This is a genomic window from Rhodosalinus sp. FB01, from assembly GCF_041365715.1.
Lineage (GTDB): Bacteria > Pseudomonadota > Alphaproteobacteria > Rhodobacterales > Rhodobacteraceae > Rhodosalinus.
This window is the reverse complement of record NZ_JBGFSH010000011.1, coordinates 48,568-75,440: the sequence shown is the minus strand read 5'-3', so window position 1 is coordinate 75,440 and position 26,873 is coordinate 48,568. Positions and strand designations below refer to the sequence as shown.

Below are 26,873 nucleotides of genomic sequence, written 5' to 3'. Positions count from 1 at the left end.
TTCAGGGATCCGGGAACGGCCCCCTCGCGGGGCCGTTTTCCGTTTCCGGGTGGGCGCGCGCCGGTCAGGCGACCTTGAACTGGCCTTCGTAGATCGGCTCCAGCGTCTCGGTCTCGAACAGCGACGACACCGACGTTCCGTTCCAGATGTTCAGGATCGCCTGCGCGAAGATCGGCGCGGTGGGCAGGATGCGGATGTTGGGCGCCGCCATGGCCGCCTGCGTCGGCTGGATGGTGTCGGTGATGACGAGGCTCTTCATCACCGAGTTGGTGATCCGCTCGACCGCGGGGCCCGACAGCACGCCGTGGGTGATATAGGCGTGCACTTCCTTGGCGCCACGTTCCTGGAGGACCTGCGCCGCCTTGCAAAGCGTTCCCGCCGTGTCGCAAAGGTCGTCCACGATGATGCAGCGCTTGTCGCTCACATCGCCGATGATCGTCATCTCGGCCACCTCGCCCGGCTTCTCGCGGCGCTTGTCCACGATCGCGAGAGGGCAGCCGATACGCTGGGCGAGTTCGCGCGCGCGCGCCACGCCGCCCACGTCGGGCGAGACGACCATCACCTCGTCGACATGCCCCTGGAATTGCGCCTGGATGTCGAGGGCGAAGACCGGCGCGGCGTAAAGGTTGTCCACCGGGATGTCGAAGAAGCCCTGGATCTGGGCGGCGTGAAGATCCATCGTCAGCACCCGCTCGATTCCGGACCCCACCAGCATGTTCGCCACCAGCTTGGCAGAGATCGGCGTGCGCGCCTTGGTGCGCCGGTCCTGGCGCGCGTAGCCGAAATAGGGGATCACCGCCGTGATCCGCGCAGCCGAGGAGCGGCGCAGCGCATCGGCCATGATCAGCAGCTCCATCAGGTTGTCGTTGGCTGGGTTCGAGGTCGGCTGGACGATGAACATGTCCTCGCCCCGGACGTTCTCGAACACCTCGACGAAGACTTCCTGGTCGTTGAAACGCTCCACCCGGGCGTCCACCAGCCCGACATTCATGCCGCGATGCATGGACATGCGGCGCGCGATCGCGCGCGCAAGCGGCATGTTCGCGTTTCCGGAGATCAGTTTCGGCTCGATGATGTTTGGCATGCTGGGGCTCCGGCGATGGCGCACATGACGGATTCGTGACGTTGACACCGCTTAGCACGCGCTTAGGGTCGCGCAAACCTTGCCCGAGCGGAGCGTGCCATGCCGAGGATCGACTATTTCTTCTCCACGATCTCGCCCTTCGCCTATCTCGCCGGCGACCGTCTCGAACGCATCGCCGGGGCGCATGGCGCCGACATCGTCTACAAGCCCGTCGATATCGTGGCGCTTTTCGCCCGCACCGGGGGCGTGGCGCCGGCCGAGCGCCATCCAGCGCGGCAGGCCTACCGGATGCAGGAACTGCGCCGCCAGGCCGCGAAGCGCGGGATGCCCATCAACCTCCGGCCCGCGCATTTTCCGACCAATCCCGCCCCGTCCTCCTACGCCGTGATCGCCGCGCAGGCCGATCGTGGGGGCGACGTGGGCGCGCTTGTGCGGAACCTGCTGACCGCCTGCTGGGCCGAGGAGCGCGACATCGCCGAGGACGAGGTGATCCGCGACTGCCTCTCCCGGGCGGGTTTCGACCCGGCGCTCGCCGACAAGGGCCTCCTGGCGGGGGCCGAGACCTATGGCGCCAACCTCGAGGAAGCGGTCGCGGCGGAGGTGTTCGGCGCCCCCTTCTACATCGTCGGCGACGAGAGGTTCTGGGGCCAGGACCGGCTGGAGGATCTCGACCTGCATCTTGCCGGAAAGCTTTGACGCAGCATGAAGCGGCCGGGGGCGCCGCCGTCTTCCTCCGCCGCTGGGGCGAGGGGGCGCGCCGCGCCGTCCTGATCCATTGCGCGCTCGGGAACGGGGGTATGTTCGAGGCGCTGGCCGGGCATCTCGGGGACCGGCTGCGCATGGCGGCCTTCGACCTGCCCGGCCACGGGCGAAGCCCGGCCTGGGACGGTGGAGACGTGCAGGCGCAGGCCGTGGCGATCGCCGCCGATCTGGCGGGCGCGGGGCCGGTGGACCTGATCGGCCATTCCTTCGGCGGCACGGTCGCGCTGCGCCTGGCCTGCGAACGGCCCGGCCTCGTCCGCTCCCTCACCATGATCGAGCCCGTGTTCTTCGCCGTGCTCGCCGCGGACCGGCCGGACCTGATGGCCCGGCACGACGCCATGATGGCGCCCTACGACGCCGCCGTGGCGCGGGGCGACTGGGCGGAGGCCGGGCGGCTTTTCACGGCGGTGTGGGGGGCGGGACGCCCCTGGGCCGCGCTCTCCGGCACGGCTCGGGCGCAGATCGCCGCGCGGATGCCGGTCGTCGAGGGTGGAAGCCGCGCGGTGATGGAGGATCCCGCCGGCCTCGTCGCCTCGGGCGCGCTGGAACGACTTGCGGTTCCGGCCTTGCTCGTCGAGGGGGCGGAGACCAACGCCTACATCCGCGCGATCTGCGCCGGCCTCGCCGCGCGTCTGCCGGATGCGGGGCGCGCGGTCATCCCCGGCGCGGGGCACATGGCGCCGCTGACCCATCCCGCCGCGACCGCCCGCGCGATCCGCGGGTTGCTGGACCGGACGGGCTAGCCCTTCCGCCCGATGCGCGGCTCCATGCCTGCCCGCATCCGGGCGATGTTGGTGCGGTGGCGCCAGGCGACGACAAGCGCGAGGGCGACCGCCAGCGCAGCCATCTCGCCACGGCCGAGCACGATCGCCCAGGGCGCGGCGCTCGCCGCCGCGACGAGCGCCGCGAGCGACGAGATTCGTGCGAGCGCGGCGGTGGCGAGCCAGGTCAGGCAGCAGGCCACGCCCACGGGCCAGGCGAGCGCGAGCACCAGACCGAGGAAGGTGGCCACGCCCTTGCCGCCCCGGAAGCCGAGCCAGACCGGATAGCAATGTCCCAGAAACGCCGCGAGCCCGGCGATCTGCGCCGCGTCCTCGCCGGCCACCGCGCGGGCCAGAAGCACCGCCGCGGCCCCCTTTCCGCCGTCGAGTAGAAGCGTGCCCGCGGCGGCGGCCTTGTTGCCGGTGCGCAGCACGTTCGTGGCGCCGATATTGCCGGATCCTATCTTCCGCGGGTCGGCAAGACCCAGCGCGCGCGTCAGCAGCACGCCGAACGGGACCGAGCCGAGCAGGTAGCCCAGCCCGGCCCAGAGCGCGAGAAGCGCGGCGCCGCTTTCCGCCGCGGGCATCACGCGTCCGTCCCGTGCACGCGGCGCCCGCCGACCCAGGTTCCGATCACGCGGCCCTGCAGGCGCGCGCCGTCGAAGGGCGTGTTCTTTGATTTCGAGCGCAGTTTCCACCGGTCCAGCACGAAAGGCGCGTCCGGGTCGAAAAGCACGAGGTCCGCAGGCGCGCCGGGGGCGAGGCGGCCCGCCTCGAGCCCGAGCCGCCGCGCCGGGTTCAGCGCCATGGCGCGGAAAAGCTCGGGCAGGGTGAGCGCGCCCGCGTGGTGAAGCCGCAGCGCGGCGGGCAGGAGCGTCTCGAGCCCCACCGCGCCCGCCGCGGCCTCCTCGAAGGGAAGCCGCTTGCTCTCTTCGTCCTGCGGCGTGTGCCAGGAGCAGAGCACGTCGATAAGCCCGGTGCGCAGCGCCTCCACGGCGGCCACACGGTCGTCCTCCGAGCGCAGGGGAGGCGTCAGCTTGAAGAAGGTGCGGTAGTCGGCCACGTCGAGGGCGTTCAGCGTCAGGTGATGCACGCTCACCCCCGCGGTGATGTCGAGCCCGTTGTTCCTGGCCCGCTCCAGCGCGGGCAGCGCCCGCGCCGTGGTGATCTGGTCCGCGTGGTAGCGCGCGCCGGTCATCTCCAGAAGCGCGATGTCCCGGTCGAGCCCCATGCGTTCGGCCATGGGCGAGACCGCCGGAAGCCCCTTGAGCGAGGCGAACTTGCCCGAGGTCGCCGCCGCCCCGCGCGAGAGCCCGGGCTCCTGCGGGTGCCCGATGACGAGCGCGCCGAGCCCGCGGGCGTAGGTGAGCGCGCGCGAGAGCACCTTGGTATCCGCGACGACCCGGTCCGCGTCGGTGAAGGCGATCGCGCCGGCATCCATCAGGAAGCCGATCTCGGTCATCTCCCGTCCCTCGCGCCCCTTGGTGAGCGCGGCCATGGGGCGGACATGCACCGGTGCGGCCTCGGCCGCGCGCCGGACGACGAATTCCAGGCTTTCGGGATTGTCGAGGGGCGGCTGCGTGTCGGGTCGCGTCACGATGGTGGTCACGCCCCCCGCCGCGGCGGCAAGACCGGCGGAACGGAAGCTTTCCTTGTGACGCTCGCCCGGCTCGCCGATCTTCACCCCCAGATCGACGATGCCGGGGGCGAGGCACTTGCCGCGGCAGTCGATGCGCGCCTCCGCCGCGACGGGAACCGGCCCCTTCGCCGCGCCAGTGCCGGTCACCGCGCCGTTCTCGACGAGAAGCCAGCCGGCGGTGTCGGTGCCGGCCTCCGGATCGATCAGCCGGGCGTTCTCGAAAAGGATCGTGCTCACAGATATCCTCCCGCGGCGTTCCGGATCGCGTCGCGCACCGCCTCCCGGTCGGCCTGGTATTTCAGCAGGTGCTTGTCGCCGCCCTTCGTCACGATCTGCACCGCGCTGCCGAGGGTGCGAAGCGCCGCGATCTCCGACAGCGCCACCCGGCGCTCCTGCGGTCCGCTCAGCATCCCGTCTTCCAGGCGCCATTCGACGGCAAGCTCTTCCGAGGCGAGGAACCAGGCGCGGAAGGCCACGGCGGCAAGGCCCGCGACGGCGCCGGTCCAGACATGGGGGCTGTCGATGATCCACAGCACGACCATGGCGCCCGCCATGGCCGCGGCGGCAAGCCAGGCGTGGTCGCGGATGTAGGTCGCCCGGTCGGCGCGGAACACGGTCGCGCTCATTGCGCGGGCCCCGGGCGCTGGCGGCCAGCGAGGATCGGCTCTTGGCGGCTCTTCCGTCCCTTCCGCGCGGCGAAGGCCGGCGCCAGGCCGTCCGCGCGCGGTCCCGGGCGGCCGATGACCGGCCCCGGGATCTGCCCCGGCCGGCACGTCATCGCGGCGCGCCCGCCAGCGCCGCCACGGCGAGCAGCACGAGCACCGCAAGCGCGATCAGCGTCAGCACAACGCCCCGACGTCCGCCCGCAGCGGCATCGTCGGGCGGGCCGGGCGTGCCGTCCGCCGGGGCCTGACCGCGGGCGGACTCCGCGGACACGCCCGACAGGGGCGTCTCTGCCCCGGCCTCCTGGAACGTCGCGACAAGCCGCAGCGGCGCGCGCACCGTCACCTCTTGCGCCGCGTCGGCGAAAGCGCTCGACATCACGACCGCGACATGGCCCGAAAGCCCGCGAAGCCGTTCGGCGAAGGGGTCGAGTTCTTCCCGTGGCACGTCGTAACCTTCCGCGAGATAGTCGGGCAGCCCCATCTCCGCGATGTCGGAAAGCCGCACGATCTCGGCGAAGCGCGGATCGAAAGGCTCCGCTCCCAGCGCTTCGGCCAGCGGATGCGGCCCGTCCCCATCGGCCTCCGACCAGCGGGCCGCCTCCTCGGGCGACAGGTCCAGCGCGAAGACGCGGATCACCGCGTGTTCGTGGGCGGGGATGTCGAGAACCGTGGTCATGCCTCAACCTCCTGCGCGGCGGCCGCCTCGCGCCAGTTGCGCGCCAGCAGATGCATCGCCGCCATGCGCACCGCCACGCCCATCTCCACCTGCGCCTGGATCAGCGAGCGGTTGATGTCGTCGGCCAGCGTGCCGTCGATCTCCCCCCCCCGGTTCATGGGCCCGGGATGCATCACGATGGCGTCGGGCCGCGCATGCGCGAGCTTTTCGGCGTCGAGCCCGTAGCGATGGTAGTATTCGCGCTCGGACGGGATGAAGCCGCCATCCATCCGCTCTTTCTGAAGGCGCAGCATCATCACGACGTCCACGTCGCGCAGCCCCGCCTCCATGTCCTCGAAGACTTCCACGCCGAACTCCCCTATCCGCGAGGGCAGGAGCGTGGGCGGCGCGATGAGCCGCACGCGGTTTTCCATCTTGCCCAGAAGCAGGATGTTGGAGCGTGCCACCCGCGAATGGGCGATGTCGCCGCAGATCGCGATCGACAGCCGGTGAAGCCGTCCCTTCGCGCGGCGGATCGTCAGCGCGTCCAGCAGGGCCTGCGTCGGGTGTTCGTGGCGCCCGTCGCCCGCATTCAGCACGGCGCAGGCGACCTTTTCGGCCAGCAGGTTCACCGCGCCCGAGTGGGGATGGCGCACCACCAGCAGATCGGGATGCATCGCGTTCAGCGTCATCGCGGTGTCGATGAGCGTCTCGCCCTTCTTTATGGAGGAGGCCTGCATCGCCATGTTCATCACGTCCGCGCCCAGCCGCTTGCCGGCCAGCTCGAAGCTCGCCTGGGTACGCGTGGAGCTTTCAAAGAACATGTTGATCTGCGTGCTTCCGGCCAGCACCTCGGTGTGGCGCGCGGGCTGCCGGTTGAAGTCCACGTAGCCGTCGGAAAGGTCGAGTATCTCCGTGATCGCCGCGGGCGAGAGCGGCTCGATGCCGAGGAGGTGACGGTCTCTGAAACCCATGCGCGCGATCCTTGCCTCGCCGACCGCTTATATGGGCCGGGCCGGCGCGCGGCAAGCCGTGCTCAGGCCCGGCCGCCCGTGCCCGAGAGCATCAGCGCGTCGATGCCGAGCGTCCTGAGCGCGGCCTGCCATTTCCCGCTGTCATCGGGCGAGAAGACGAGCTCGGGCGTCGCATCGCAGGCCAGCCAGCCGTTTGCCGCCAGCTCGGCCTCGAGCTGCCCGGGGCCCCAGCCCGCGTAGCCCAGCGCCATGATCGCGTTCTCGGGGCCGCCGCCTTCGCCGAGTTCCTCCAGGATGTCGAGCGTGGCGGTCATGGCGAAGCGCGCGTCGACCACCAGCGTGGAGATGGAGGAGGCGTAGTCGGGCCCGTGCAGCACGACGCCGCGCCCCGTCTCGACGGGACCGCCGAAATGCACCTTGATGTCCCTGAGGCCCGCCGTGACGGGAATCGACAGCTGCTCCAGAAGGTCCTTCAGCGTCACGTCGTCGGTGGGCTTGTTGACGATGAGGCCCATCGCGCCCTCTTCGGAATGGGCGCAGACGAAAACGACGCTGTGGGAAAAGCGCGGGTCGCCCATGTCGGGCATGGCGATGAGAAGCTTGCCGATGAGTGGGGTGGCGTCCGCCATCTTGCCTCGTGTCGAAGGAAGGTTTTCACGAACATGGTCAAGGGGCGGGCGGGGTGCAAGCCTCTGCCGCGGGCACCGCGTGCCGCGTCTCGCCGGAACGTGACTTGGATTCTCGCGCGAATTGGCGCATCCGATGTCTCATGTTGTCTCGCACCCTTGCCCTTTTCGCCGCGCTGGCCGCCCTCGCCACCCCTCCTGCCGTTCCGGCCGCGCAGGCCGGAACGGGTCTCGATGTCGTGTCCGCGCGCCTTCTGCCCGGATGGCGCCAGCCGGACGGCACGCATCTGGCCGGGCTGGAGCTCGTCCTCGCCCAGGGCTGGAAGACGTACTGGCGCGCGCCGGGCGACGCCGGCATCCCGCCGCGCTTCGACTGGTCCGGGTCCGACAACCTGTCGGGCGTCGCGATTTCCTGGCCGGTGCCGCGGGTCTTCGACCAGAACGGCATGCGATCCATCGTCTACGCCGACCGCGTCGTCCTGCCGTTGCACGTCCGCCCCGCGCGCGGCGGCGCGGATGTGCGGATTTCCGCGCGGATCGACCTCGGCGTCTGCGAGGATATCTGCATCCCCGCCCAGGTGTCCGTGGCGGGCGTGCTGCCCGCCGACGCGCGTCGCCCCGATCCCGCCATCGCCGCCGCGCTGGCCGCCCGCCCCCTCAGCGCCGAGGAGGCGGACGTCTCCGCCGTGACATGCGTCCTCGCGCCCGCGCAGGATGGCCTCGGCCTGCGGGTGGAGGTCGAGATGCCCGGCGCCCCCGGCGTGAAGGCCGCGGTGATCGCGACCGCCGCCCCGCATGTCTGGGTTTCCGAACCGGCGCTTTCGGCGGCGGCCGGCCGCCTGGCCGCGGAAAGCCGTCTGGTCCACGTCGACGGACACGCCTTCGCGCTGGACCGTGACGGGGTGCGCGTCACTCTGCTGGACGGCGCCTCGGCCGTGGATATCCGCGGCTGCGGGTCCCGCTGATCGTCAGGCCGCGCGGCGCCGCAGCAGCAGAATGGCAAGGGCGGTGACGGCATAGGTCGTCACGGCGAGGGCCGCGGCCCCCGCGATGAAAAGCACCAGCGCCGCGGTCATCGGCGCGAGCGCGGCGAGCGCGGGCAGGGCGCCCGTGATCGCCGGGGGCAGGGCGCCCGTGACCGCCGTCCAGCCGAGCGTCGCGCCGAGCCAGGCGAGCGTGCCGGCCAGCGCCAGCGACAGCACGCGCCCCAGCCCGCCTCTCCGGCTGCGCAGACCGCGGCGCAGCGCGGTGAACTGGCGCCCGATGTCGGATTGCATGGCCATGAAGGCCGGCACGATCAGAAGCACCATCGCCACCCCGAAGCCCAGGCCGTAGACCAGCGTGATAACCGTGGGCTTGAGGAATTCCGCCTGGCTCGAGCCCTCGTAGAGAAGCGGCGTGAGCCCCAACACCGTGGTGGCGGTCGTCAGCAGCACCGGGCGCAGCCGGTCCGCCGCGCCGTCCACGATGGCCGGAACGAGCCCCCGTGTCCTGGCCTTCTCGTCGATGGTGGTCACCAGCACGATGGAGTCGTTGATGATGATCCCGCTCATGCCCAGAAGTCCCACCACCGTGAACATCGACAGCGGCACCTCCCAGATGTAGTGGCCCCAGATCGTGCCCACGAGGCCGAAGGGGATCACCGACATCACCACCAGCGGCCGCGTCCAGCTTGCGAAGATCCACGCGAGCACGATGTAGATGCCGGTCAGGCACAGGATCAGCCCCGTAAGGGCGTCGGACAGGAACTCGTTCTCCTGCTCGGAAAGGCCGGAAATCCGGTAGTCCACCTGCTTCTCGGCGGCGATGGCGGGCAGGATCTCCTCTTCCAGCGCGGTCATGATCTCGGCGGCGCGCGCGGCGTCGTCCTGCTCGAGGTCGCCCGTGACCGAGACGAGCCGGATGCCGTTCTCGCGCCGGACGGTCGAGAAGCCGGTGCGCTGCTCCACCGTCACGATGTCCGCGAGCGGGACATTGGCGCCCGAGGGCGCGCGCAGCAGCGTGCCCTCGAGGAAGTCCGCGGTCAATTCGGTCTCGGGAAGTTCCACCCGGATCTCGGCGCTGCGGGGGCCGAGCGGGTAGGTCGCCGCCTCGATGCCCCCCAGCCGGGCGCGCAGCACGCGGCCGAGCCCGTCGATGTCGAAGCCCAGCGCCCGGCCCTGCGGCGTGAGTTCCAGGATCAGCTCTTCCTTGTCGTAGGCGAGGCTGTCCTCGAGCGCCGACACCTCGGGGAAGCGCGCCAGCGCGGTCTTGAGCGCCTCGGCGGCGCCCTTCAGCGTCTGCGCGTCGGCGCCGTAGAACTGCACGTCGAGCGCCTCGCCGCCGGGACCGGACCGCCAGCCGCGAAAGCTGATCGTCTCGGTGAGGGGGTGGCGTTCCACGCGCTCCTGCAACTCCGCCACCAGCGCGAAGCTGGAATAGGGCCTGAGATCGGCCTCGATCAGTTCGATCGAGATGCCGCCCAGCAGGTCGTCGTCCTTGCTGTCGCTGCCCGGCAGCGGGCGGCCGGCGTTCCCGCCCACCTCGGCGATGACGTAGAGGATGGGGTCGCGCCCGTATTCGGCCTCGTAGTCGCGGCCGAGCGCGGCGACCGCCTCCTGCATGGCCCGCATCTGCGCCAGCGTATCCGCGCGCGGCGCCCCCGGCGTCATCGCGAAATTGCCGGTGACCGAGGATTGCTCCGGCGCGTTGAAGAAGCGCCACTGCACCTCACCCGAGACGAGAAGCGCGAGTTGAGACGCCAGAAGGACGACCGCCCCGGCGACGACCGCGTAGCGTGCGCGGACCACCAGCGCCATGGCCGGCCGGAACAGGCGGTCGCGGACCTGGACGAAGCCGCGGTTCACCTGCCGCGAGGGCCAGTCGTACCAGTGGTTGCGCCGGGAGGATCCGAGCGCATGGGACATGTGGTTGGGCAGGATCAGGAAGCACTCCACCAGGCTTGCCACCAGCACGGCGATCACCGTGAAGGGGATATCCGCGATCAGGCTGCCGAACTGCCCGCCCACCGCGACGAGGCCGAAGAAGGCGATGACCGTGGTCAGCGTGGCCGCGAAGACGGGCAGCGCCATGCGCCGTGCCGCGGTCTCGGCGGCGACGACGGGGCTTTCGCCATGATGCCTGTGGCGGAAATCGGCGTGCTCGCCCACCACGATGGCGTCGTCCACCACGATGCCCAGCGTGATGATCAGCGCGAAGAGCGAGATCATGTTGATGGTCAGCCCGGCGGCATACATGATCGCGATCGCGGCCAGAAGCGCGGTCGGGATGCCCGCCGCCACCCAGAAGGCGGTGCGCGCGTTCAGGAACAGAAAGAGCAGCGCGACGACGAGCAGAAGACCCGTCACCGCGTTGTCGAGCAGGATGTCGAGGCGGCCCGAGATGTAATCCGCGCGCGTCCGGATGAGGTCGATGCTCACGCCCTCGGGCAGCGTCGCCTCGAGCTCGGCCGCCACCTCCTCGACCTGGCGCTGGATGGCGATGGCGTCGCCCTGCAGCGAACGGTCCACCCGGATCGAGATCGCCGGCTTCTCGCCCACGAAATAGCTCCGCTCGCGGTCCCCGCCCTCGACCCGGACCCGGGCGACATCGCCGATGGTGAGGCGCGTGCCACCCACCTCCGAGCGCAGGACGATCGCCTCGATCTGTTCGGCGGTGCGCTTTTCCGTCCCGGTGCGGACCCGGGCGGCCGCGCCGGTCACGTCGCCCGCCGGGTCGGTGTCCACCTCCGCGGCGATCGCGTCGGCGATCTCCTGCATGGAGAGGTCGTGGGCGATGAGCCTGGCCGACGGCACCTCCACCACCGTGCGCGGCGCGGCGAGGCCGCGGATGGTGGTCTGAGTCACGCCTTCGGTGAAAAGCCGCAGGTTGAGCTCGTCTGCGAATCGGGCGAGCTGATCCGGCCCGACCGGCCCGGTGATCACCACGTCGGTCACCCGGTCGCCCCAGCGGTCGCTGCGCACCTCCGGATCCTCGGCGTCCTCGGGCAGGTTGGTCACCGTGTCCACCGCGGTCTGCACGTCGTCGCGGGCGCGGGTCATGTTCCAGCCCGGCTCGAATTCCAGGCGGATGCTGGCGAAGCCCTCGCTCGACCGCGCCGAGCTCGATTCCACCCCGTCCACGGCCAGCAGCGCGGGTTCGAGCACCTGCACGATGGCACCGTCCACGTCCTCCGCCCCGGCGCCCTGCCAGGCGACGGAGACTGTGATGTCGTCCACGACCACGTCGGGGAAGAACTGCGCGCGCATGTTCGGCACGGAGACCAGCCCCGCGACGAGCAGCAGCACGAGCAGAAGGTTCGCCACCGTGGGATGGCGCGTGAAATAGGACAGGATGCCGCCCGCGCCCTCGGGGATGCTGCGCATCGTGCCCTAGCCCCCCATCCGCGCTTCGATGCGCTCGACCGTGCGGGCGGGTACTCGCGGCTCCGCGAGCTGCGCGAGCAGCCGCGCCCTTGCCGCCTCGGGCATCGCGGCGCTGCCTTCCACGAAGGCCACAAGCTTCGCGCGCCGCTCGGTCGAGAGTTCCAGCATCGCTTCGGGTTCCTGCTCTGCGGCGGCCTGCGGGGCGAGGGGGCGCACCTTGATGCCTTCGCCCAGGAGCGGCGTGCGCTCGGCCACCACCTGTCGCCCGGCAAGCGCCTCCGCGCGCACCAGCACGTCGTCGCCCTGCCGGCGCAGCAGCGTCACGGGCATGGTTTCCAGCCGGTCCTCGGGGCCGAGGACAAGAACCTCCGACGCGGCGTCCAGCGCCGTCGCCGGCAGGCGGATCGCGTTTTCGAGCGGCGGCTCGGTGATCTCGACCGTCACGAAATCGCCCGGCTTGAAGCCGCGCACACCGTCCAGCCGCGCGAAGACCCGCCGCCCGGTCTGCCCCTCGCCGACGGTGCCGCTGTCGCGGCTGAGCGTGCCCTGCGCCGCAAGACCCGGTCCGGAGTTGTCGAGCCGCACCGTGACCGGGGCCGGGCGCAGGCCGCCATCCTCGTCCAGCAGCCGCGTGAACTGAGAGGTGGAGACGCGAAAGGCGACTTCGAGCGCCGCGGGATCGATCACCTGCGCGAGCCGCTCGTTGGCGGAAACCAGCCCGCCCTGGACGATCGAGACATCGCTCAGCGTCCCGGCGAACCCGGCCCGCAGCACCGTGTCGTCGAGGCGTCTTCGCGCCTCGTCTCGGGCGATCTCGCTGCGCAGGATGCGGGTTCTGGCCTGGTCCACGCGGGCTTCGGCCTGCGCGAGCGCCTGGCGGCGCACGAGAACCGCCTGTTCGGCCGCCGAGGCGGCGAGTTCCGCCTCCTCGACCGTGGCCGCGGTGCCGACGCCGCGGGCCTCGAGGTCGCGCTGGCGGGCGAGGGCACGCTGGCGCAGATCAGCCTGCGCGCGCGCGGCTTCCAGCTCGTCGCGCGCCAGCGCGAGGGCGCGTTCGGCCTCCCGCGCCTCGGCGCGGGCATCGAGCAGGTCGCTTTCCGCGCGGGCGAGCGCGGCCTCGGCGTCGGCGGGATCGATCCGGGCAAGCACCTCGCCTGCCCTCACCTCGCCGCCCTCGACGAAGGTCTCGGCAAGCTCCACCACGCGCCCCGACGTCGCCGCGCGCAATTCGAGCGTGCGGCGGCTCCGAACTTCTCCGAAGGCCGTGAGGACGGGCGTGACGGTCTCCGGCCGGGCATCGACCACGTTCACCGCGAAGACGCGCTCGCGCGCCTCGGGAACGCGCGGCTCCTGCGCGAGCCGCTCGGTCACCGCCCCCTGGATCAGGCTGCCCGCGTAGACTAGCAGCCCGAGCGTCAGCGCCAGCAGGAACAGGCCGACCACGCTCTGCCTGAGAAAGACCATTCGTTCGCGTCCTTTCGACGTCTGCCCCCGCGGGAGCACCCCACTAGATTAGGAACGCGCGGTGAAATGCCAAGGTGCCGCGCCCTTCCCGCCGCCCCGCGCGGCGCTCACGGCGCGCGGTCCCGCTGGTTTTGCAGCAGCGCCCGGATCTGCGGCAGAAGCGGCCAGGCGTCCACCTGCGCGGGCGTCAGGAAGCCGAAGCCGGCGCCTTCGCCCAGGCGCACCGCGCCGGGCGCGAGCGCCCGGGTGCAGTCGAAGACGTAGAGCACGCCGCCCGGTTTCGCCGTGGCCCCGGCGCGGGCGAGCGGGACCAGATCGCCCGGGGCCAGCGCGATCCCGGTCTCTTCCGCGAATTCACGCCGCGCGGCACCCTCGAGCGTTTCGCCGGCCTCCACGCCGCCGCCGAAGAGGCTCCAGCAGCCGGCGCCCGCCACGTGCGGCAGGTCGTCGCGGAGCTGCAGAAGCTCGCGGCCGAGCGTGTCGCGCGCCCGCACGAGCGCGCCCCGCCAGAGCTCGGCCTCGGGCAGCGGGCCCACGGGGCGGAAGGCGAGCGTCACTTGCGCCTTCGGTGCTCGTCGAGGCGCGGCAGGATCTCGACGAAGTTGCAGGGCCTGTGGCGGTAGTCGAGCTGCGGCCCGAGGATCTCGTCCCACGCGTCCCGGCAGGCCGAGGGGCTGCCCGGCAGCGCGAAGAGATAGGTGCCGCCCGCCACGCCCGCGGTCGCGCGGCTTTGCACCGCCGAGGTGCCGATCTTTTGTAGCGAGACGAGGGTGAAGACGGTGCCGAAGGCGTCGATCTCCTTCTCGTAGACGTCGCGGTGCGCCTCGACCGAGACGTCGCGCCCGGTCAGCCCCGTGCCCCCGGTGGAGATCGCCACGTCCACGCCGGAATCCGACACCCACTCGCGCAGCTTCGCGGAGATGAGCGCGCGATCGTCGGGCAGGATGGCGCGGGCGGCCAGGGTGTGGCCCGCCGCCTCGAGCCGTTCCACCAGCGTGTCGCCCGAGCGGTCGTCCTCGGGCCCGCGCGTGTCCGACACGGTCAGCACCGCGATGCGGACGGGCATGAACTCCCGGGTGTCGTCGATCCTGCTCATCCGCGCGCGGCCTCCCATCCCATGCGCAGGGCCAGTGCGCCGAAAAGCGTTGCGGTCACGCCGCGCAGCCCGTTTTCCAGCCGCGGGCTGGAGGCGAGGCGCCGCCCGAGCCGCCCCGCGAAGACCCCCACGATCCCGTTCACGACGAAACCGCCCGCCGCCAGCACCGCGCCGAAGGCCAGGAACTGCCGCAGCACCGCGTCGGACGGATCCACGAATTGCGGCACGAAGGCCAGGATGAAGAGAATCATCTTGGGGTTCGAGAGATTCACCACCAGCCCGTCGCGGAAGGCGCGTGCAGGGCGCGCCGGCGGCGCGTGCCCGTGGCCGAGCGGCTCTGTCAGCGCCCGCCACGCGAGCCACAGCAGATAGGCCGCGCCGAGCCACCGGATCGCGCCGAAGAGCCAGGGAAAGGCCGCGACGAGCGCGCCCAGCCCGAGCCCCGCCAGCGCGACATGCACCATCGTGCCGGTCGAGATGCCCGCCGAGGCGGCCAGCGCCGGGCGCGGTCCGGCCTTCATGCCCTGGGCGAGGCAGAACAGCATGTCGACCCCCGGCGTGAGATTGAGCGCCAGCGCCGCCGGAAGAAACACGAGCAGGACGAGCGGATCGGGCATCAGCCGGCACCCCGCAGCCTGGCCTGAAGCTCCAGCAGGTCGGCCCAGGCCTCCCGTTTCGCCTGCGGATTGCGCAGCAGGTAGGCGGGATGGAACATCGGCAGCGCGGGCAGGCCGAGAGCCTCGTCCCAGTGGCCGCGCAGCCGGGTGATGCCGGACCGCCCGAGCAGGGCCTGGCAGCTCGCGTTCCCCATCAGGACGAGGATGCGCGGCCGCGCGAGGGTCACGTGCCGGCGCAGGAATGGCAGAAGCATCGCGATTTCCTGGGCCGTCGGCGTACGGTTCTGCGGCGGACGCCATGGCAGCACGTTGGTGATGTAGACCGCGTGTCCAGCGCTGTCCGCATCCCGCGCGCGCCCGATCGCGTCCAGCATCCGGTCGAGGAGCTGGCCCGCGCGCCCCACGAAGGGGCGGCCTTCCCGGTCCTCGTCCCGGCCCGGCGCCTCGCCCACGATCATCACAGGCGCGCCGGGCACCCCGTCGGCGAAGACAAGGTTGCGCGCGCCGCGGCGCAGATCGCAATGGGGATAGGCGGCCATGGCCGCCTTCAGGGCCCCGAGATCCTGCGCCCCGGCGGCGGCGGCCTCCGCCTCGGCGATCGGATCGTCTTCGGGCACATGGGCGGCGGGCGCCGCCGCCGGGGCCTGCGCGCGGGCGGGCGCCGGGGGCGCCGCCTCGAAACGGTTCACGGGCGTATCCTGGATCGCGTCGGTGGCGCCGAGCTCCACCTGCCATTCCAGCGCCGCGCGCGCGGCGTGCCAATCCATCCCCGAGTCCATGGTGCGATAGTAGGCGTCGCGGCCGGGGGGCGCCAGCCCCGCCCGCCCGCTCAGGGGCGCGGCGCGGCGGCGCGCCGCAGCCGGTCGTTGATGGCGCGCCCGAGCCCCGTTTCCGGGACCGGCGCCACCGCGATCGGCTGCCCGCGGGCGTCGAGGGCGTGCAGATGCCCGAAGAGATTGGCCGCCGCCTCGGCCAGATCGCCCGAGGCCGAGAGCGTGAGATCGCCCGCGATCGCCCCGAACCCCAGAAGGATCTCGCCCGGCCGGCGCTCGGTCGCGTCGAGCCTGACGGCCGCGCGGGGCGCGTAGTGGGACGCAAGCTGGCCCGGTGCGCCGGGGCGATCGGGCGCCGCGGCCTCCGGCGGGGCCAGGGGGCGCCCGAGCGCGGCTTCCACGGCCTCGGCGGGCACGCCTCCGGGGCGCAGGAGCGCCGGATCCCCGGCGAGGCTCACGATGGTACTTTCCACGCCGACGGGGCAGGGGCCGCCGTCGATCACCGCCTCGATCCGCCCGCCGAGCCCGGCGAGCACATGCGCCGCCGTGGTCGGGCTGATCCGGCCCGAGGGGTTCGCGCTGGGCGCGGCGAGCGGCCCGCCGAAGGCGTGCAGCGCCGCGCGCGCCACGTCATGCGCAGGCACCCGGAGCGCGACCGTCGGCAGATCCGCGGTGACGAGCGGCGAAAGGCCGTGCCCCGGCCGCAGCGGCAGCACGAGCGTGAGCGGGCCCGGCCAGAACGCGTCGGCGAGCCGGGCGGCGTCGCGGGGCCAATCGGCGAGCTGCCGCGCCGCGGCCGCGTCGGGCAGGTGCACGATCAGCGGGTTGAAGCGGGGCCGCTCCTTCGCCGCGAAGATCCGGGCCACGGCGCGGCCCTGGCGGGCGTCGGCGGCAAGCCCGTAGACCGTCTCGGTGGGAAGCGCCACGAGCCCGCCGGCGCGCCAGATCGCGGCGGCGCGCGCCAGGCCGCCCTCGTCCGGGGCAAGCAGCTCGGTGTCGAACTCGGGCATCCGTGACGCGGCGTTCCGGGTTGAGGCGCGCGCCGATTTCCGTCACGTCGCACGCGATGCGGGGATGCGGCGGCGCATACCCCCGCGTCGGCCCGCTGCCAAGCCTCATCCATGGAGCGCATCATGCCCTACACCGCCCCGACCCGCGACATCGCCTTCATCCTGGAGCATGTGTCGGGCTTCGGCCGGGTGGCCGCGACGCCGCGCTTCGCCGAGGCGACGCCCGACGTGGTCAGCGCCATGCTGGGCGAGGCGGGGCGGATCTGCGAGGAGGTGGTTCACCCGCTTCAGCGCGCAGGCGACGCGACGCCCGCGCGGCTTGAAAACGGGGTAGTCCGGATGCCCCCGGGCTTCGCCGAGGGGTATCGTGCCATCGCCGAGGGCGGGTTCCTGGCGATCTCCGGGCCGCCGGAACACGGCTGCCTCGGGCTGCCCTTCGTCCTGACCAGCGCGGTGAACGAGATGATGTCGGGCGCGGCGCTCGCCACGCAGCTGACGCCGCTCATGGCGCAGGGCCAGATCGAGGCGCTCGAGCATCATGCCGAGGACTGGATCAAGGCGCTCTTCATCCCGAAACTCGCGAGCGGGGAGTGGACGGCCACGATGAACCTCTCCGAGCCGCAGGCGGGCTCGGACGTGGGCGCGCTGACCACGCGCGCCGAGCCGAGGGGCGACGGCACCTACGCCATCACCGGGCAGAAGATCTACATCACCGGCGGCGACAACGACTTCGCCGCGAACGTGAGTCACCTCGTGCTGGCACGCCTGCCCGACGGCGCGCCCGGCACGAAGGGGATCAGCCTCTTCCTCGTGCCGAAGTTCCTGCCGGATGCCGAGGGGCGCCCGGGCGTCGCGAACGATCTGCGCGTCGTCAGCCTCGAGAAGAAGCTCGGCCTCCATGGCAGCCCCACCTGCGTGATGTCCTACGAGGGCGCCACCGGCTGGCTCGTGGGAGCGCCGCACCAGGGGATGCGCTGCATGTTCACCATGATGAACAACGCCCGCGTGGGCGTCGGGATGCAGGGACTCGGTTCGGGCGAGGGCGCCTTCCAGCACGCGCTCGCCTACGCGATGGACCGCCGCCAGGGCCGGAGCCCGCTGGCCGACGGCACCGGCGCGATCGTCGATCATGCCGACGTGCGGCGCATGCTCGCCACCACGCGCGCCGATCTTTTCGCGGCGCGGGCGATCGGGCTTTCCTGCGCGGTGGCGATCGACATGGCCTCGGCCACCGGCGACGCCGCCTGGGACGCGCGGGCGGCGTTCCTGACCCCCGTCGCCAAGGCGTTCTGCACCGATGTCGGCATCGCCGCCGCCGACACCGGCATCCAGGTCCATGGCGGCATGGGCGTGATCGAGGAAGCGGGCGCGGCGCAGTACTGGCGCGACGTCCGCGTGAGCTCGATCTACGAGGGCACCAACGGCATCCAGGCCATGGACCTCGTCGGCCGCAAGCGCGCCGACGGGGGCGATGCGGCGCAGGCGCTGCTCGACGAGATCGAGGCGGAGGCCGAGCGCGCTCGGGGCCGCGCGCCCGAGATGGCCGAGGCGGTCTGGCAGGCCGCCGAGACGCTGCGCGAGACCACCGAGGCGCTGGTGTCGAACGGTAACCTGAACGATCGGTTCGGCGGCGCGTCGGCCTACCTGCGCGGGGTGGCACGCGTGCTTGGCGGCCATTTCCACCTGAAGGCGGCGCTGGCCGAGGGGCTCTCGGGGCCGCGCACGGCGCTCGCGCGGGTCTACATGGGCCGGTCGCTGCCCGAACATGCGGCCTGCCTCGGCGAGGCGCGCGAGGGCGCGGCCGACCTCTACGCGCTCGCGCCCGAGGATCTCGCTGCGTGATGGATGGCGGCGCGGGCATCCGGACACCCTGGGACACCCCGCCCGCCCCCGGCGAGGCGGTGGAGGTGGCCGAGGGCGTGCTGTGGCTGCGCCTGCCGCTGCCGATGGCGCTCGACCACGTCAATGTCTACGCGCTCGACGACGGCGACGGCTGGATACTCGTCGACACCGGCATGAGCTCGCGAACGTCGCGCGCCATCTGGGACAGCCTGTTGTCGGGGCCGCTTCGCGGCAAGCCTGTCCGGCGCGTGGTGGTGACCCATCACCATCCCGACCACATGGGGCTTGGCGGCTGGTTCCAGTCCGTGCATGGCGCCGAGCTTCTGACCACGCGCACGGCGTGGCTTTTCGCGCGGATGCTCACCCTCGACGAGCAGGACCGCCCGCCTCCCGAAACGCTCGAATTCTGGCGCCGCGCGGGAATGGACCCCGAGATCCTGGCCGAGCGGGCCGACGAGCGCCCCTTCAACTTCGCCGACATGGTCTGGCCCATGCCGCTGGGATTCACCCGGCTGCAACAGGGCGACACGCTGGAGATGGGCGGCCGGCGCTGGGACGTGCATATCGGCCACGGCCACGCCCCGGAACACGCCACTTTCTGGAGCCGCGACGACGCGCTGGTTCTGGCGGGCGACCAGATCCTGCCCTCGATCAGCTCCAACCTCGGGGTCTACGCCACCGAGCCCGAGGCCGATCCGGTGGCGGACTGGCTGGAGTCCTGCACGCGGCTAGCCGGTCTCGCGCGTGACGACCAGCTCGCGCTGGGCGGCCACAAGCTGCCGTTCACGGGGCTGCCGCTTCGCCTCGCGCAGCTGATCGAGAACCATCGCGGCGCGCTTGCCCGGCTGGAGCGTCACATCGCCACGCCGAAAACCGCCGGAGCGTGCTTCGCGCCGCTTTTCAAGCGCAGCATCGGGCGGGCCGAATACGGTCTCGCGCTGGTCGAGGCGGTGGCCCATCTCAACCACCTCCACCGGGCGGGGCGCGCGACCCGGCACCTGAACCGCGACGGCGCCCTCGAGTTCACCGCGTGCCGCATGGCGGCGGGCCGGGAGGCGGGCGGCGACGGGGCCCCGTCGTGACGCGTGACGGGATGACACGACGCGGCGAATTGGCTATGCGGAAGGCGAATCCGCGATGCAGGGAGAGAAATGTGACATGGCTGAGCAGCACAAGCATGGCGACATGGACGTCAGCGATCACGAGAAGACCTTTGCCGGGTTCATCCGGGCGGCCGTGTGGGTTGGCGGCGTCTCCATCGGTATCCTGATCTTCCTTGCCATTTTCGCCGTCTGATCGTGGCGGCGCGGGCGGGGGCGACATCCATGCGCCGACGCCGCTTTCTGGCCTGCCTTGTCGCGCCGGCGATCGTCGCGGGCTGCGCGCCGGCCGAACGGGTCTGGGCGCCCGAAGAGGCCGTGGCGCGGGCGCGCTACGTTCATGACGGGCCCCCGGCGATCACGCTCTACACGATGATCAACAACCGCAACGGCCAGGGGTCGCATACCAGCCTCATGGTCAATGGATCGCAGCGGGTGATCTTCGATCCGGCGGGCTCGGTCACGCACGAGCTCATTCCCGAACGCAACGACGTGCTTTACGGCATCACGCCCGCCTTCGAGGATGTCTACCGCCGCGCGCACGCGCGCGAGACCTTTCATGTCGTCGTGCAGGAGGTGGAGGTGCCCGCCGCCACCGCCGAAATGGCGCTTCGCCTCGTGCAGGAACGCGGACCCGTCGCGCCGACCCGGTGCACCCGTGTCACCGCCGAGATCATTTCCTCCCTGCCCGGGTTCGAAACGGTGGAGCGCAGCTGGTTCCCGAAACGGCTGATGGAAAGCTTCGGCCGCGTGCCGGGCGTGCGCGAGGAAAAGCTCATCGAGTACGACGACCCGGACAAGGCGAAGGCCATCGCGCGTTACGGCCAGTTGCCGGACCCGAACCGCCCGGCGCATTTCCCGATGCCCACCTCGACGCCGCCCGTCGGTCAGGTCAGGTAGAGCCCCAGATAGAGCGTCGCCGCGCCGCCCAGGATCGCGACGAGCACGTTGCGCGTGACGAGGCCGAGCCCGAGCGTCGCCAACGCGGCGACAAGGCGGGCGGGATCGAGCGCGCCGCCCGTGGCCGCGGGCCAGACGACCATCGGCGCCACCAGGCCGGGCAGCACCGCCACGGCCGTGTAGCGCAGGTGCCGCAGAAGCCAGGCCGGCAACGGGCGGTCGCCCACGAGGCCCAGGAACACGAAGCGCAGTCCGAAGCTGCCTGCCCCGAGGGCGAGAATCACGAGCCAGAGCGTGGCGGGATCGATCCCCCGATCGGTCATGGCGCGCCCTCCTGTCCCGGCTGCCGGCGGGCGAGCCAAAGCTCTACCTGCGCCCCCGTCACCATGCCGCCAAGCCCTGCCACCATGAGGCCGAGGCTGTAGGGCAGGAAGGCGAAGGCGAGGGCGAGCGCGACCGAGACACCCGCCGCGGCGACATGCGCGAAGGTGCGCAGCATCGGCGCGATCATGGCCAGAAAGGTGATCGGCACCGCGAAATCGAGCGCGAGGCCCTCGGGCAGCCCGCCGCCGGCCACCGCGCCCACCAGCGTCATGGCGTACCACATCGGGCAGATCGGCGTGACGACCCCGAAGAAATAGGCAAGCTTCGCGGTCATGCCCAGATCGGGCTCGCGCTCGAACCGGGCCACGCTCATGGCGTAGGTCTGGTCCACCAGGAAATAGGCGACGAGGGCGCGCTGCCACAGCGATGCCCGGCCCAGATGCGGGGTGAGCGAGGCGGAATACATCGCCATGCGCAGGTTCACCGCGAGCGCCGAGGCCAGCACGATGATCGTCGGCGCCTCCTCCACGAGCAGCTGGAGCGCGGTGAACTGCGCCGCGCCGGCGATCACGACGATGGAGAACGCCATCGTTTCCGTGACGGCGAGCCCGGCCTCGGTGGCGACGATGCCGAAGAGCGCGGCGAAGGGCGACACCACGAGCAGGAAGGGCAAGCCGTCGCGCACCCCTTGCAGATAGGCCCGCTTGGTGGATGATACCCGCATGACGCCGCCTTTCCCTTCTTCGGTGCGTGGCCTTACGCCCGCTCCCGGCAAGATGCAAACCGCGCCCGGGGGGACGGCATGACGCCGCCCGCCGGCGCGATTCTCGCCGGGGGCCAGGGCCGGCGCATGGGCGGGGTGGACAAGCCGCTTCTGCCGCTGGGGGGCAGCACGCTTCTCGGCCACGTCGCCGCGCGGCTCGGTCCCCAGGTCGGGGCGCTGGCCATCTGCGCGGGCGGCGACCCCGCGCGCTTCGCCGCTAGCGGGCTGCCGGTCCTGCCCGATGCGCTGCCGGGCTTCGCCGGACCGCTCGCGGGGCTGCTCGCGGCGCTCGATTGGGCCGCCGGGCTGGAGGCCAGGACGGTCGTGACCGCGGCCGCCGACACCCCCTTTCTGCCGCGGGACATGGTCGCGCGGCTGATGGCGGCCGCCGCGGCGCAGGGCACGGGCGTCGCGCTCGCGGCGAGCGACCTGCCCGGCGGACGGCGGTTGCATCCCACCTGCGCGCTCTGGCCTGTGGCGCTGCGCGAGGGGTTGCGGGAGGCCCTCGCGGCGGGCGAGCGCAAGCTCGGCCGCTGGGCCGAGGCGCAGGGCGCGGCGGAGGCGCTTTTCCCCGCCGCGCCGCGCGATCCCTTCTTCAACGTGAACACGCCCGAGGACCTGAACGCCGCCCGCGCGCTTCTCGGTGCGGGCCGGTGAGGTGGGACACGGTGCTCATGGTGGACTGGTCGGGCGGCGCCGACCGGGGCCCGCGCCCCAAGAAGGACGCGATCTGGGGGTGCGTGGTCAGCCCCGCGGGGGCCGAGCCGCCGGTCTACCTGCGCAGCCGGCCCGTCGCCGAGGCCTGGCTCACTACGCGCATCGCCGCCGAGCGTGCGGCGGGGTGGCGCGTGCTCGCCGGCTTCGACTTTCCCTTCGGATACCCGGCCGGCTTCGCGGCCGCGCTCACCGGCCGCGCCGACGCGCTCGCCGTCTGGGACTGGCTGGAGGCGCGCATCGAGGAAGGCCCCCGCACCAGCAACCGGTTCGACGTGGCCGCAGGGATCAACGCGCGGTTCCCGGGCGTCGGGCCGTTCTGGGGCAACGGGCTGCGCCGGGACATTGCGCACCTGCCTCGCAAGGGGCGCGCGCGGGCCGGTCACGGCATGGAAGAATGGCGCGCGGCGGAACGACGGGCGCGCGGCGCCTTTTCCTGCTGGCAGCTTTCCGGGGCGGGCTCGGTCGGCAGCCAGGCGCTCACCGGGCTGCCGGTGCTTGCGCGGCTGCGCCGCCGCTTCGGGGCCGCGGCCTGGCCGTTCGAGCCGGTGGCGGACGCCGACGTGGCGCTGGTGGAAATCTGGCCCTCGCTCCTGCGCGAGGCCATCGCGGCGCGCCGGGGCGCGGACGAGATCCTCGATGCCGCGCAGGTGCGGCTCATGGCGGCGGCCCTGGCGCGGCTGAAGGGCGAGCGGTTATCCGCGATGCTTGGGGTCAGCGCGCCGGAAGAAGGCTGGATCCTCGGCCTGGGCTTCGAGCAGGAACTCGCGGCGGCGGTGCGGGCTTGCTGAGTGATGCACCCGCGCCTAGTTTCCCTTAACTGGAGAGAGGGTGACGGATGAACATCTCGACAGCGGCACAGGCGGCGGGTCTGCCGGTCAAGACCGTGCGCTATTACGCCGATATCGGGCTCGTGGCTCCGGCCGGGCGCAGCGCGGCGGGCTACCGGGATTACGACGATGCGGCCGTTCGCAAGCTCGCCTTCGTCCGGCGCGCGCGGGAGTTCGGGTTCTCGATCCCGGAATGCCGCGAGTTGCTCGGGCTTTACGAGGATCGCACCCGGTCCAGCGCCGACGTCAAGCGCATCGCGGAGCGGCGCCTGGCCGAGATCGAGGCCAAGCAGCGCGCCTTGCAGGAGTTGCGAAAAGAGCTTTCGTCTCTCGTGCACGCCTGCCACGGGGACGACCGGCCGGACTGCCCCATCCTCGATCATCTCGCCTGATCCGGCGCACCCGTGCCCCGGAGCGGATTTCCGGGCGCGAAGAGTTCCGCGCGTTCAGTCGAAGGTGCCGGCGACGCGGCCCAGAAGCATGAAGGCGCGCGCCGTGCGCGTGTCCGCGAAGGACTGGATCTCGGCGTCGCTGGCGCGTGCCTCGAAGGCGGCGAAACCGTGATCGAAGCGGCGCAGGAAATGATGCGCGGCGTCGCGGAAGATGGGATCCTGCTTCATCCGCGCCGCGCTGATCGCGAGCGACGAGCGGTCGTGGATCCCGCCGAGCGAGCCGATGGTGCGGCCGCGTTCGCCCTTGGCGAAGCGCCGCCAGACCTCGGGTCGGGCCATGTCGGGGGGCAAATCGTCCATGTAGATGCCGTCCTGGCTGAGCAGCGTCAGCACGTCCTGCGCCGCGGTCACGAGCTGCGATGCCTGCCGGTCGGCCAGCGCGCGGCGGAGCGCGGCGACCCCCTCCATGTCCTCGGCCGTTTCCGGGAAGTTGAGCGCGCGGATGAAGTCCTCGGTCGCGAGGGGCGGCGCAAGCGCCTCGGCCGGGGTGCCGAGCGCGAGCGTCGCCTGATCGTCCGCGGCCGGCTCTCCGGCGGGGTCGGCGGCGGCCGCCGCCGCGCCGGCGGAGCGCGAGGAGGTGAAGACGGCGAGGGCCGCGTCGGTGCGCCGCTGCAGGGCCGCGATCTCGTCGAGCTTTTTCGAAACGGACGGCTCCGCCACCGAGTGCCGGCCCTGTTCCTGCGCGAGATAGGCGCGCCGAAGCGCCTCGACGGCCGCCTGCAGTCGCTGGCTTTCCTCGCGCATGACCCGGCTCGCCCGCGCCGCGGTGGCGGCCACCCAGATCATGCCCACGGGCAGGAAGAGCGCGAGCGCGGTCATCGCGAAGCGCAGGCCGGCGGCGTCGCTGTCCCCGCCCGACGTCAGCACGAGGAAGCCGCCGGCCATCGCAAGCCACGCGATGCTTGCCGCCGCCGCCGCGATCTCGAAGCCCGAGGCGCGCGGGATCTGCGGGCGTTGGTAGAGGCCGAGGGAGGTCTGGCTCTCGTCGCGCGTCTCGGCCATGGGCGGGCCCCTCACTCCTCGGGGATCACTCGTATCGGATCTCGAGCACTTCGTAGGACTTCTCGCCCCCCGGCGTGCGCACCTCGACGCTGTCGCCTTCCTCCTTGCCGATGAGGGCGCGCGCGATCGGCGACTTGATGTTGAGAAGCCCCATCTCGACGTTGGCCTCGTGCTCGCCGACGATCCGCCACGTCTTTTCCTCCTCGGTGTCCTCGTCCACGAGGCGCACGGTCGCGCCGAACTTGATCGGCCCCGAAAGCGTCGAGGGATCGATCACCTCGGCCCGGCCGAGCACCCCTTCGAGCTCCTTGATCCGCCCTTCGATGAAGCTCTGCTTTTCGCGGGCGGAGTGATACTCGGCGTTTTCCGACAGGTCGCCATGCTCGCGGGCCTCGGCGATCGCCTTGATGATCGCCGGGCGCTCGACCGACTTCAGGTGCTTCAGTTCGGCTTCCAGCGCGGTGTGCCCCGCGCGGGTCATCGGTACTTTTTCCATGGGCCTCTACCGGCGTTTCGTGAGCGGGCGCACCGGGAACCGGCGGCATCCGCGCGCGGATCGGGCGCGCCGCGGACGCGGTGCACAGTGGCCCGAGGGGCGGGCGATTTGCAAGGCCGGACGCGGCATGGATCGGGCTCCGCGGCGCCGCACCGCGCATTTTCCGGGGCGCGGCGGTGTTTCGCAGGCGGCGACGTCCGGTTGCGATTGACGCGCCGCGGGAGGGCGGGCTACCTGCGTGCCGGATAGTCTTTCCGACCATAGCACTCAAGCCGGGAGGGTCCGATGGCCGAGGTGACGCGCGAGACGATGGAATACGACGTGGTGATCGTCGGGGCGGGACCCGCGCGGCTTTCGGCCGCGATCCGTCTCAAGCAGCTCGATCCCGATCTCGAGGTGGTGGTGCTCGAGAAGGGGTCCGAGGTGGGCGCGCACATCCTGTCCGGGGCGGTGCTCGACCCCTCCGGCCTCGACGCGCTGATGCCGGACTGGAAGGAGAAGGGCGCGCCGCTCAACGTGCCGGTGCGCGAGGACAACTTCTACATGCTGGGCGAGGGCGGACAGATCCGCATCCCGAACTGGCCGATGCCCGGGCTGATGAACAATCACGGCAACTACATCGTCTCCATGGGCAACGTGTGCCGCTGGATGGCGGAGCAGGCCGAGGGCCTCGGCGTCGAGATCTTTCCCGGCATGTCCTGCTCGGAACTCGTGTGGGGCGAGAACGGCGAGGTGAAGGGCGTCGTGGCCGGCGAGTTCGGGCTTCAGCCCGACGGAACGCCGGGCGCGTCCTACGAGCCCGGCATGGAGCTGCACGGCAAGTACCTCTTCCTCGCAGAGGGCGTGCGCGGATCGCTGTCGAAGCAGGTGATCGGCAAGTTCGATCTTTCGGCGGGCAAGGAGCCGCAGAAATACGGGCTCGGCATGAAGGAGATCTGGGAGGTCGATCCCGAGAAGCACAACGAGGGCGAGGTCACCCATACCATGGGGTGGCCGCTCGGCCGGAACGCCGGCGGCGGAAGCTTCATCTACCACCTGGAGAACAACCAGGTCTACGTGGGCTTCGTCGTTCACCTGAATTACGCCAACCCGCATCTCTTCCCCTACATGGAGTTCCAGCGCTTCAAGCATCATCCGAAGGTGGCCGAGCTTCTGAAGGGCGGAAAGCGCGTGGCCTACGGCGCGCGGGCGATCAGCGAGGGCGGCTATCAGTCCATGCCCAAGATGGTGGCGCCGGGTGTCGCGCTGCTCGGCTGCTCGGTCGGGATGGTCAACGTGCCGCGCATCAAGGGCAACCACAACGCGATGCTGTCGGGCAAGGCGGCCGCCGAGGCGGCCCATGCCGCGCTTCAGGCGGGACGCGCGGGCGACACGCTCGACGCCTACGAGGCCGAGGTGCGGGGCGGTCCGATCGGCGAGGACCTGCGCAAGGTCCGCAACGTCAAACCGCTCTGGTCGAAATACGGGCTGATCGGCGGGCTCGGTCTTGGCGGTCTCGACATGTGGACTAACACGCTCGGCTTCTCGCTCTTCGGCACGGTGCCGCACGGCAAGACCGACGCCGAGGCGACGGAGCCCGCGTCGAAGCACGCGCCGATCGATTATCCGAAGCCCGACGGCAGGATCAGCTTCGACCGGCTGACCAACGTGAGCTTCTCGATGACCAACCACGAGGAAAACCAGCCGTCGCACCTGCGCCTCGGCGATCCGGACGTCCCGGTGCAGGTGAACCTCGCCACCTATGGTGGGCCCTCGGCGCGCTACTGCCCGGCGGGCGTCTACGAGTTCGTCAAGGACGATCAGGGCAATGACAAGTTCGTGATCAACTTCCAGAACTGCGTGCACTGCAAGACCTGCGACATCAAGGATCCCAGCCAGAATATCACCTGGGTAACCCCACAGGGCGGCGACGGGCCGAATTATCCCAACATGTAGGCGGCTGGCGCGCATCCGCCGTCCC

The 26,873-nt window shown here is 71.6% G+C and carries 29 protein-coding genes; 11 read left to right on the top strand and 18 right to left on the bottom strand.

Annotated elements, in window-relative coordinates:
* Positions 1-64 precede the first annotated feature (64 nt).
* A complete protein-coding gene (locus AB6A65_RS14480; protein WP_371039101.1) occupies positions 65-1,084 on the bottom strand; it encodes a ribose-phosphate pyrophosphokinase in 1,020 nt (339 codons plus the stop codon).
* A 99-nt stretch (positions 1,085-1,183) separates the two neighbouring features.
* Here AB6A65_RS14480 and AB6A65_RS14475 point away from each other — a divergent pair, with 99 nt between their 5' ends.
* Positions 1,184-1,780, top strand: coding sequence for a 2-hydroxychromene-2-carboxylate isomerase (locus tag AB6A65_RS14475; protein WP_371039100.1), 597 nt, complete (start codon positions 1,184-1,186; stop codon positions 1,778-1,780).
* A complete protein-coding gene (locus AB6A65_RS14470) occupies positions 1,777-2,589 on the top strand; it encodes an alpha/beta fold hydrolase (RefSeq protein ID WP_371039099.1) in 813 nt (270 codons plus the stop codon). The genes AB6A65_RS14475 and AB6A65_RS14470 overlap by 4 nt, the downstream gene beginning before the upstream one ends.
* Here AB6A65_RS14470 and plsY read toward each other — a convergent pair.
* From plsY to AB6A65_RS14440, 6 genes are all read right to left on the bottom strand, one after another.
* Positions 2,586-3,194 (bottom strand): glycerol-3-phosphate 1-O-acyltransferase PlsY, encoded by a 609-nt coding sequence (plsY, locus tag AB6A65_RS14465; RefSeq protein ID WP_371039098.1) that lies wholly within the window; start codon positions 3,192-3,194, stop codon positions 2,586-2,588. The two genes, AB6A65_RS14470 and plsY, sit on opposite strands and share 4 nt — an antisense overlap.
* Positions 3,194-4,483 (bottom strand): dihydroorotase, encoded by a 1,290-nt coding sequence (gene pyrC / locus AB6A65_RS14460; RefSeq protein WP_371039097.1) that lies wholly within the window; start codon positions 4,481-4,483, stop codon positions 3,194-3,196. Before pyrC ends, plsY begins: the two co-directional genes overlap by 1 nt.
* Positions 4,480-4,872 (bottom strand): hypothetical protein, encoded by a 393-nt coding sequence (locus AB6A65_RS14455; RefSeq protein ID WP_371039096.1) that lies wholly within the window; start codon positions 4,870-4,872, stop codon positions 4,480-4,482. The genes pyrC and AB6A65_RS14455 overlap by 4 nt, the downstream gene beginning before the upstream one ends.
* A gap of 148 nt (positions 4,873-5,020) precedes the next feature.
* Positions 5,021-5,587: a hypothetical protein gene (locus AB6A65_RS14450; RefSeq protein WP_371039095.1), complete on the bottom strand. Its 567-nt coding sequence runs from the start codon at positions 5,585-5,587 to the stop codon at positions 5,021-5,023.
* Positions 5,584-6,540 (bottom strand): aspartate carbamoyltransferase catalytic subunit, encoded by a 957-nt coding sequence (locus AB6A65_RS14445; RefSeq protein WP_371039094.1) that lies wholly within the window; start codon positions 6,538-6,540, stop codon positions 5,584-5,586. The genes AB6A65_RS14450 and AB6A65_RS14445 overlap by 4 nt, the downstream gene beginning before the upstream one ends.
* A 62-nt stretch (positions 6,541-6,602) precedes the next feature.
* The gene (locus tag AB6A65_RS14440) at positions 6,603-7,169 is read right to left on the bottom strand and encodes a YqgE/AlgH family protein (RefSeq protein ID WP_371039093.1); all 567 of its coding nucleotides are present in this window, start codon (positions 7,167-7,169) and stop codon (positions 6,603-6,605) included.
* A 140-nt stretch (positions 7,170-7,309) separates the two neighbouring features.
* On the opposite strand from AB6A65_RS14440, the gene AB6A65_RS14435 reads away from it, so the two are divergent.
* Positions 7,310-8,131, top strand: coding sequence for a protein-disulfide reductase DsbD domain-containing protein (locus AB6A65_RS14435; protein ID WP_371039092.1), 822 nt, complete (start codon positions 7,310-7,312; stop codon positions 8,129-8,131).
* 3 nt (positions 8,132-8,134) lie between these two features.
* On the opposite strand, the gene AB6A65_RS14430 is transcribed toward AB6A65_RS14435, so the two are convergent.
* From AB6A65_RS14430 to AB6A65_RS14400, 7 genes are all read right to left on the bottom strand, one after another.
* Entirely contained in the window at positions 8,135-11,530 is a 3,396-nt protein-coding gene (locus tag AB6A65_RS14430) for an efflux RND transporter permease subunit (RefSeq protein ID WP_371039091.1), read from the bottom strand.
* Positions 11,531-11,536: 6 nt separating this feature from the next.
* Complete coding sequence (locus AB6A65_RS14425; protein WP_371039090.1) at positions 11,537-12,994, bottom strand: efflux RND transporter periplasmic adaptor subunit; 1,458 nt, start codon at positions 12,992-12,994, stop codon at positions 11,537-11,539.
* Between the two features lie 107 nt (positions 12,995-13,101).
* Positions 13,102-13,551, bottom strand: coding sequence for an NUDIX domain-containing protein (locus AB6A65_RS14420; RefSeq protein WP_371039089.1), 450 nt, complete (start codon positions 13,549-13,551; stop codon positions 13,102-13,104).
* On the bottom strand, positions 13,548-14,090 hold the full coding sequence (gene moaB / locus AB6A65_RS14415) for a molybdenum cofactor biosynthesis protein B (protein WP_371039088.1): 543 nt from the start codon (positions 14,088-14,090) through the stop codon (positions 13,548-13,550). The genes AB6A65_RS14420 and moaB overlap by 4 nt, the downstream gene beginning before the upstream one ends.
* Positions 14,087-14,707 (bottom strand): LysE family translocator, encoded by a 621-nt coding sequence (locus AB6A65_RS14410; protein WP_371039087.1) that lies wholly within the window; start codon positions 14,705-14,707, stop codon positions 14,087-14,089. Before AB6A65_RS14410 ends, moaB begins: the two co-directional genes overlap by 4 nt.
* Positions 14,707-15,486, bottom strand: coding sequence for a uracil-DNA glycosylase family protein (locus AB6A65_RS14405; RefSeq protein WP_371039086.1), 780 nt, complete (start codon positions 15,484-15,486; stop codon positions 14,707-14,709). The genes AB6A65_RS14410 and AB6A65_RS14405 overlap by 1 nt, the downstream gene beginning before the upstream one ends.
* 50 nt (positions 15,487-15,536) lie before the next feature.
* Positions 15,537-16,490: an L-threonylcarbamoyladenylate synthase gene (locus tag AB6A65_RS14400; RefSeq protein WP_371039085.1), complete on the bottom strand. Its 954-nt coding sequence runs from the start codon at positions 16,488-16,490 to the stop codon at positions 15,537-15,539.
* 123 nt (positions 16,491-16,613) lie between these two features.
* Here AB6A65_RS14400 and AB6A65_RS14395 point away from each other — a divergent pair, with 123 nt between their 5' ends.
* The 4 genes from AB6A65_RS14395 (at position 16,614) to AB6A65_RS14380 (ending at position 20,332) form a co-directional block, all read left to right on the top strand.
* Entirely contained in the window at positions 16,614-18,332 is a 1,719-nt protein-coding gene (locus AB6A65_RS14395; protein ID WP_371039084.1) for an acyl-CoA dehydrogenase, read from the top strand.
* Complete coding sequence (locus AB6A65_RS14390) at positions 18,332-19,414, top strand: MBL fold metallo-hydrolase (protein WP_371039131.1); 1,083 nt, start codon at positions 18,332-18,334, stop codon at positions 19,412-19,414. The genes AB6A65_RS14395 and AB6A65_RS14390 overlap by 1 nt, the downstream gene beginning before the upstream one ends.
* Positions 19,415-19,490: 76 nt before the next feature.
* Positions 19,491-19,628, top strand: coding sequence for an aa3-type cytochrome c oxidase subunit IV (locus tag AB6A65_RS14385; RefSeq protein ID WP_371039083.1), 138 nt, complete (start codon positions 19,491-19,493; stop codon positions 19,626-19,628).
* A 29-nt stretch (positions 19,629-19,657) separates the two neighbouring features.
* Positions 19,658-20,332, top strand: a complete 675-nt coding sequence (locus AB6A65_RS14380) for a hypothetical protein (protein ID WP_371039082.1) — start codon at positions 19,658-19,660, stop codon at positions 20,330-20,332.
* Here the strand turns inward: AB6A65_RS14380 and AB6A65_RS14375 are convergent.
* Together AB6A65_RS14375 and AB6A65_RS14370 are read right to left on the bottom strand one after the other, a co-directional pair.
* The gene (locus tag AB6A65_RS14375; protein ID WP_371039081.1) at positions 20,320-20,655 is read right to left on the bottom strand and encodes an AzlD domain-containing protein; all 336 of its coding nucleotides are present in this window, start codon (positions 20,653-20,655) and stop codon (positions 20,320-20,322) included. The genes AB6A65_RS14380 and AB6A65_RS14375 overlap by 13 nt on opposite strands.
* Positions 20,652-21,380, bottom strand: a complete 729-nt coding sequence (locus tag AB6A65_RS14370; RefSeq protein ID WP_371039080.1) for an AzlC family ABC transporter permease — start codon at positions 21,378-21,380, stop codon at positions 20,652-20,654. The genes AB6A65_RS14375 and AB6A65_RS14370 overlap by 4 nt, the downstream gene beginning before the upstream one ends.
* Before the next feature lie 78 nt (positions 21,381-21,458).
* On the opposite strand from AB6A65_RS14370, the gene mobA reads away from it, so the two are divergent.
* From mobA to cueR, 3 genes are read left to right on the top strand one after another with little or no spacing between them, the layout of a single operon-like run.
* Positions 21,459-22,076 (top strand): molybdenum cofactor guanylyltransferase MobA, encoded by a 618-nt coding sequence (mobA, locus tag AB6A65_RS14365; RefSeq protein ID WP_371039079.1) that lies wholly within the window; start codon positions 21,459-21,461, stop codon positions 22,074-22,076.
* Entirely contained in the window at positions 22,073-22,924 is an 852-nt protein-coding gene (locus AB6A65_RS14360) for a molybdopterin guanine dinucleotide synthesis (RefSeq protein ID WP_371039078.1), read from the top strand. The genes mobA and AB6A65_RS14360 overlap by 4 nt, the downstream gene beginning before the upstream one ends.
* A gap of 47 nt (positions 22,925-22,971) precedes the next feature.
* The gene (gene cueR, locus AB6A65_RS14355) at positions 22,972-23,355 is read left to right on the top strand and encodes a Cu(I)-responsive transcriptional regulator (RefSeq protein WP_371039077.1); all 384 of its coding nucleotides are present in this window, start codon (positions 22,972-22,974) and stop codon (positions 23,353-23,355) included.
* Between the two features lie 54 nt (positions 23,356-23,409).
* On the opposite strand, the gene AB6A65_RS14350 is transcribed toward cueR, so the two are convergent.
* Both AB6A65_RS14350 and greA read right to left on the bottom strand, forming a co-directional pair.
* Positions 23,410-24,417 (bottom strand): hypothetical protein, encoded by a 1,008-nt coding sequence (locus tag AB6A65_RS14350; RefSeq protein WP_371039076.1) that lies wholly within the window; start codon positions 24,415-24,417, stop codon positions 23,410-23,412.
* A 25-nt stretch (positions 24,418-24,442) separates the two neighbouring features.
* Positions 24,443-24,913 (bottom strand): transcription elongation factor GreA, encoded by a 471-nt coding sequence (gene greA / locus AB6A65_RS14345; protein ID WP_371039075.1) that lies wholly within the window; start codon positions 24,911-24,913, stop codon positions 24,443-24,445.
* Between the two features lie 285 nt (positions 24,914-25,198).
* Here greA and AB6A65_RS14340 point away from each other — a divergent pair, with 285 nt between their 5' ends.
* Complete coding sequence (locus tag AB6A65_RS14340; RefSeq protein ID WP_371039074.1) at positions 25,199-26,848, top strand: electron transfer flavoprotein-ubiquinone oxidoreductase; 1,650 nt, start codon at positions 25,199-25,201, stop codon at positions 26,846-26,848.
* Positions 26,849-26,873: the final 25 nt, after the last annotated feature.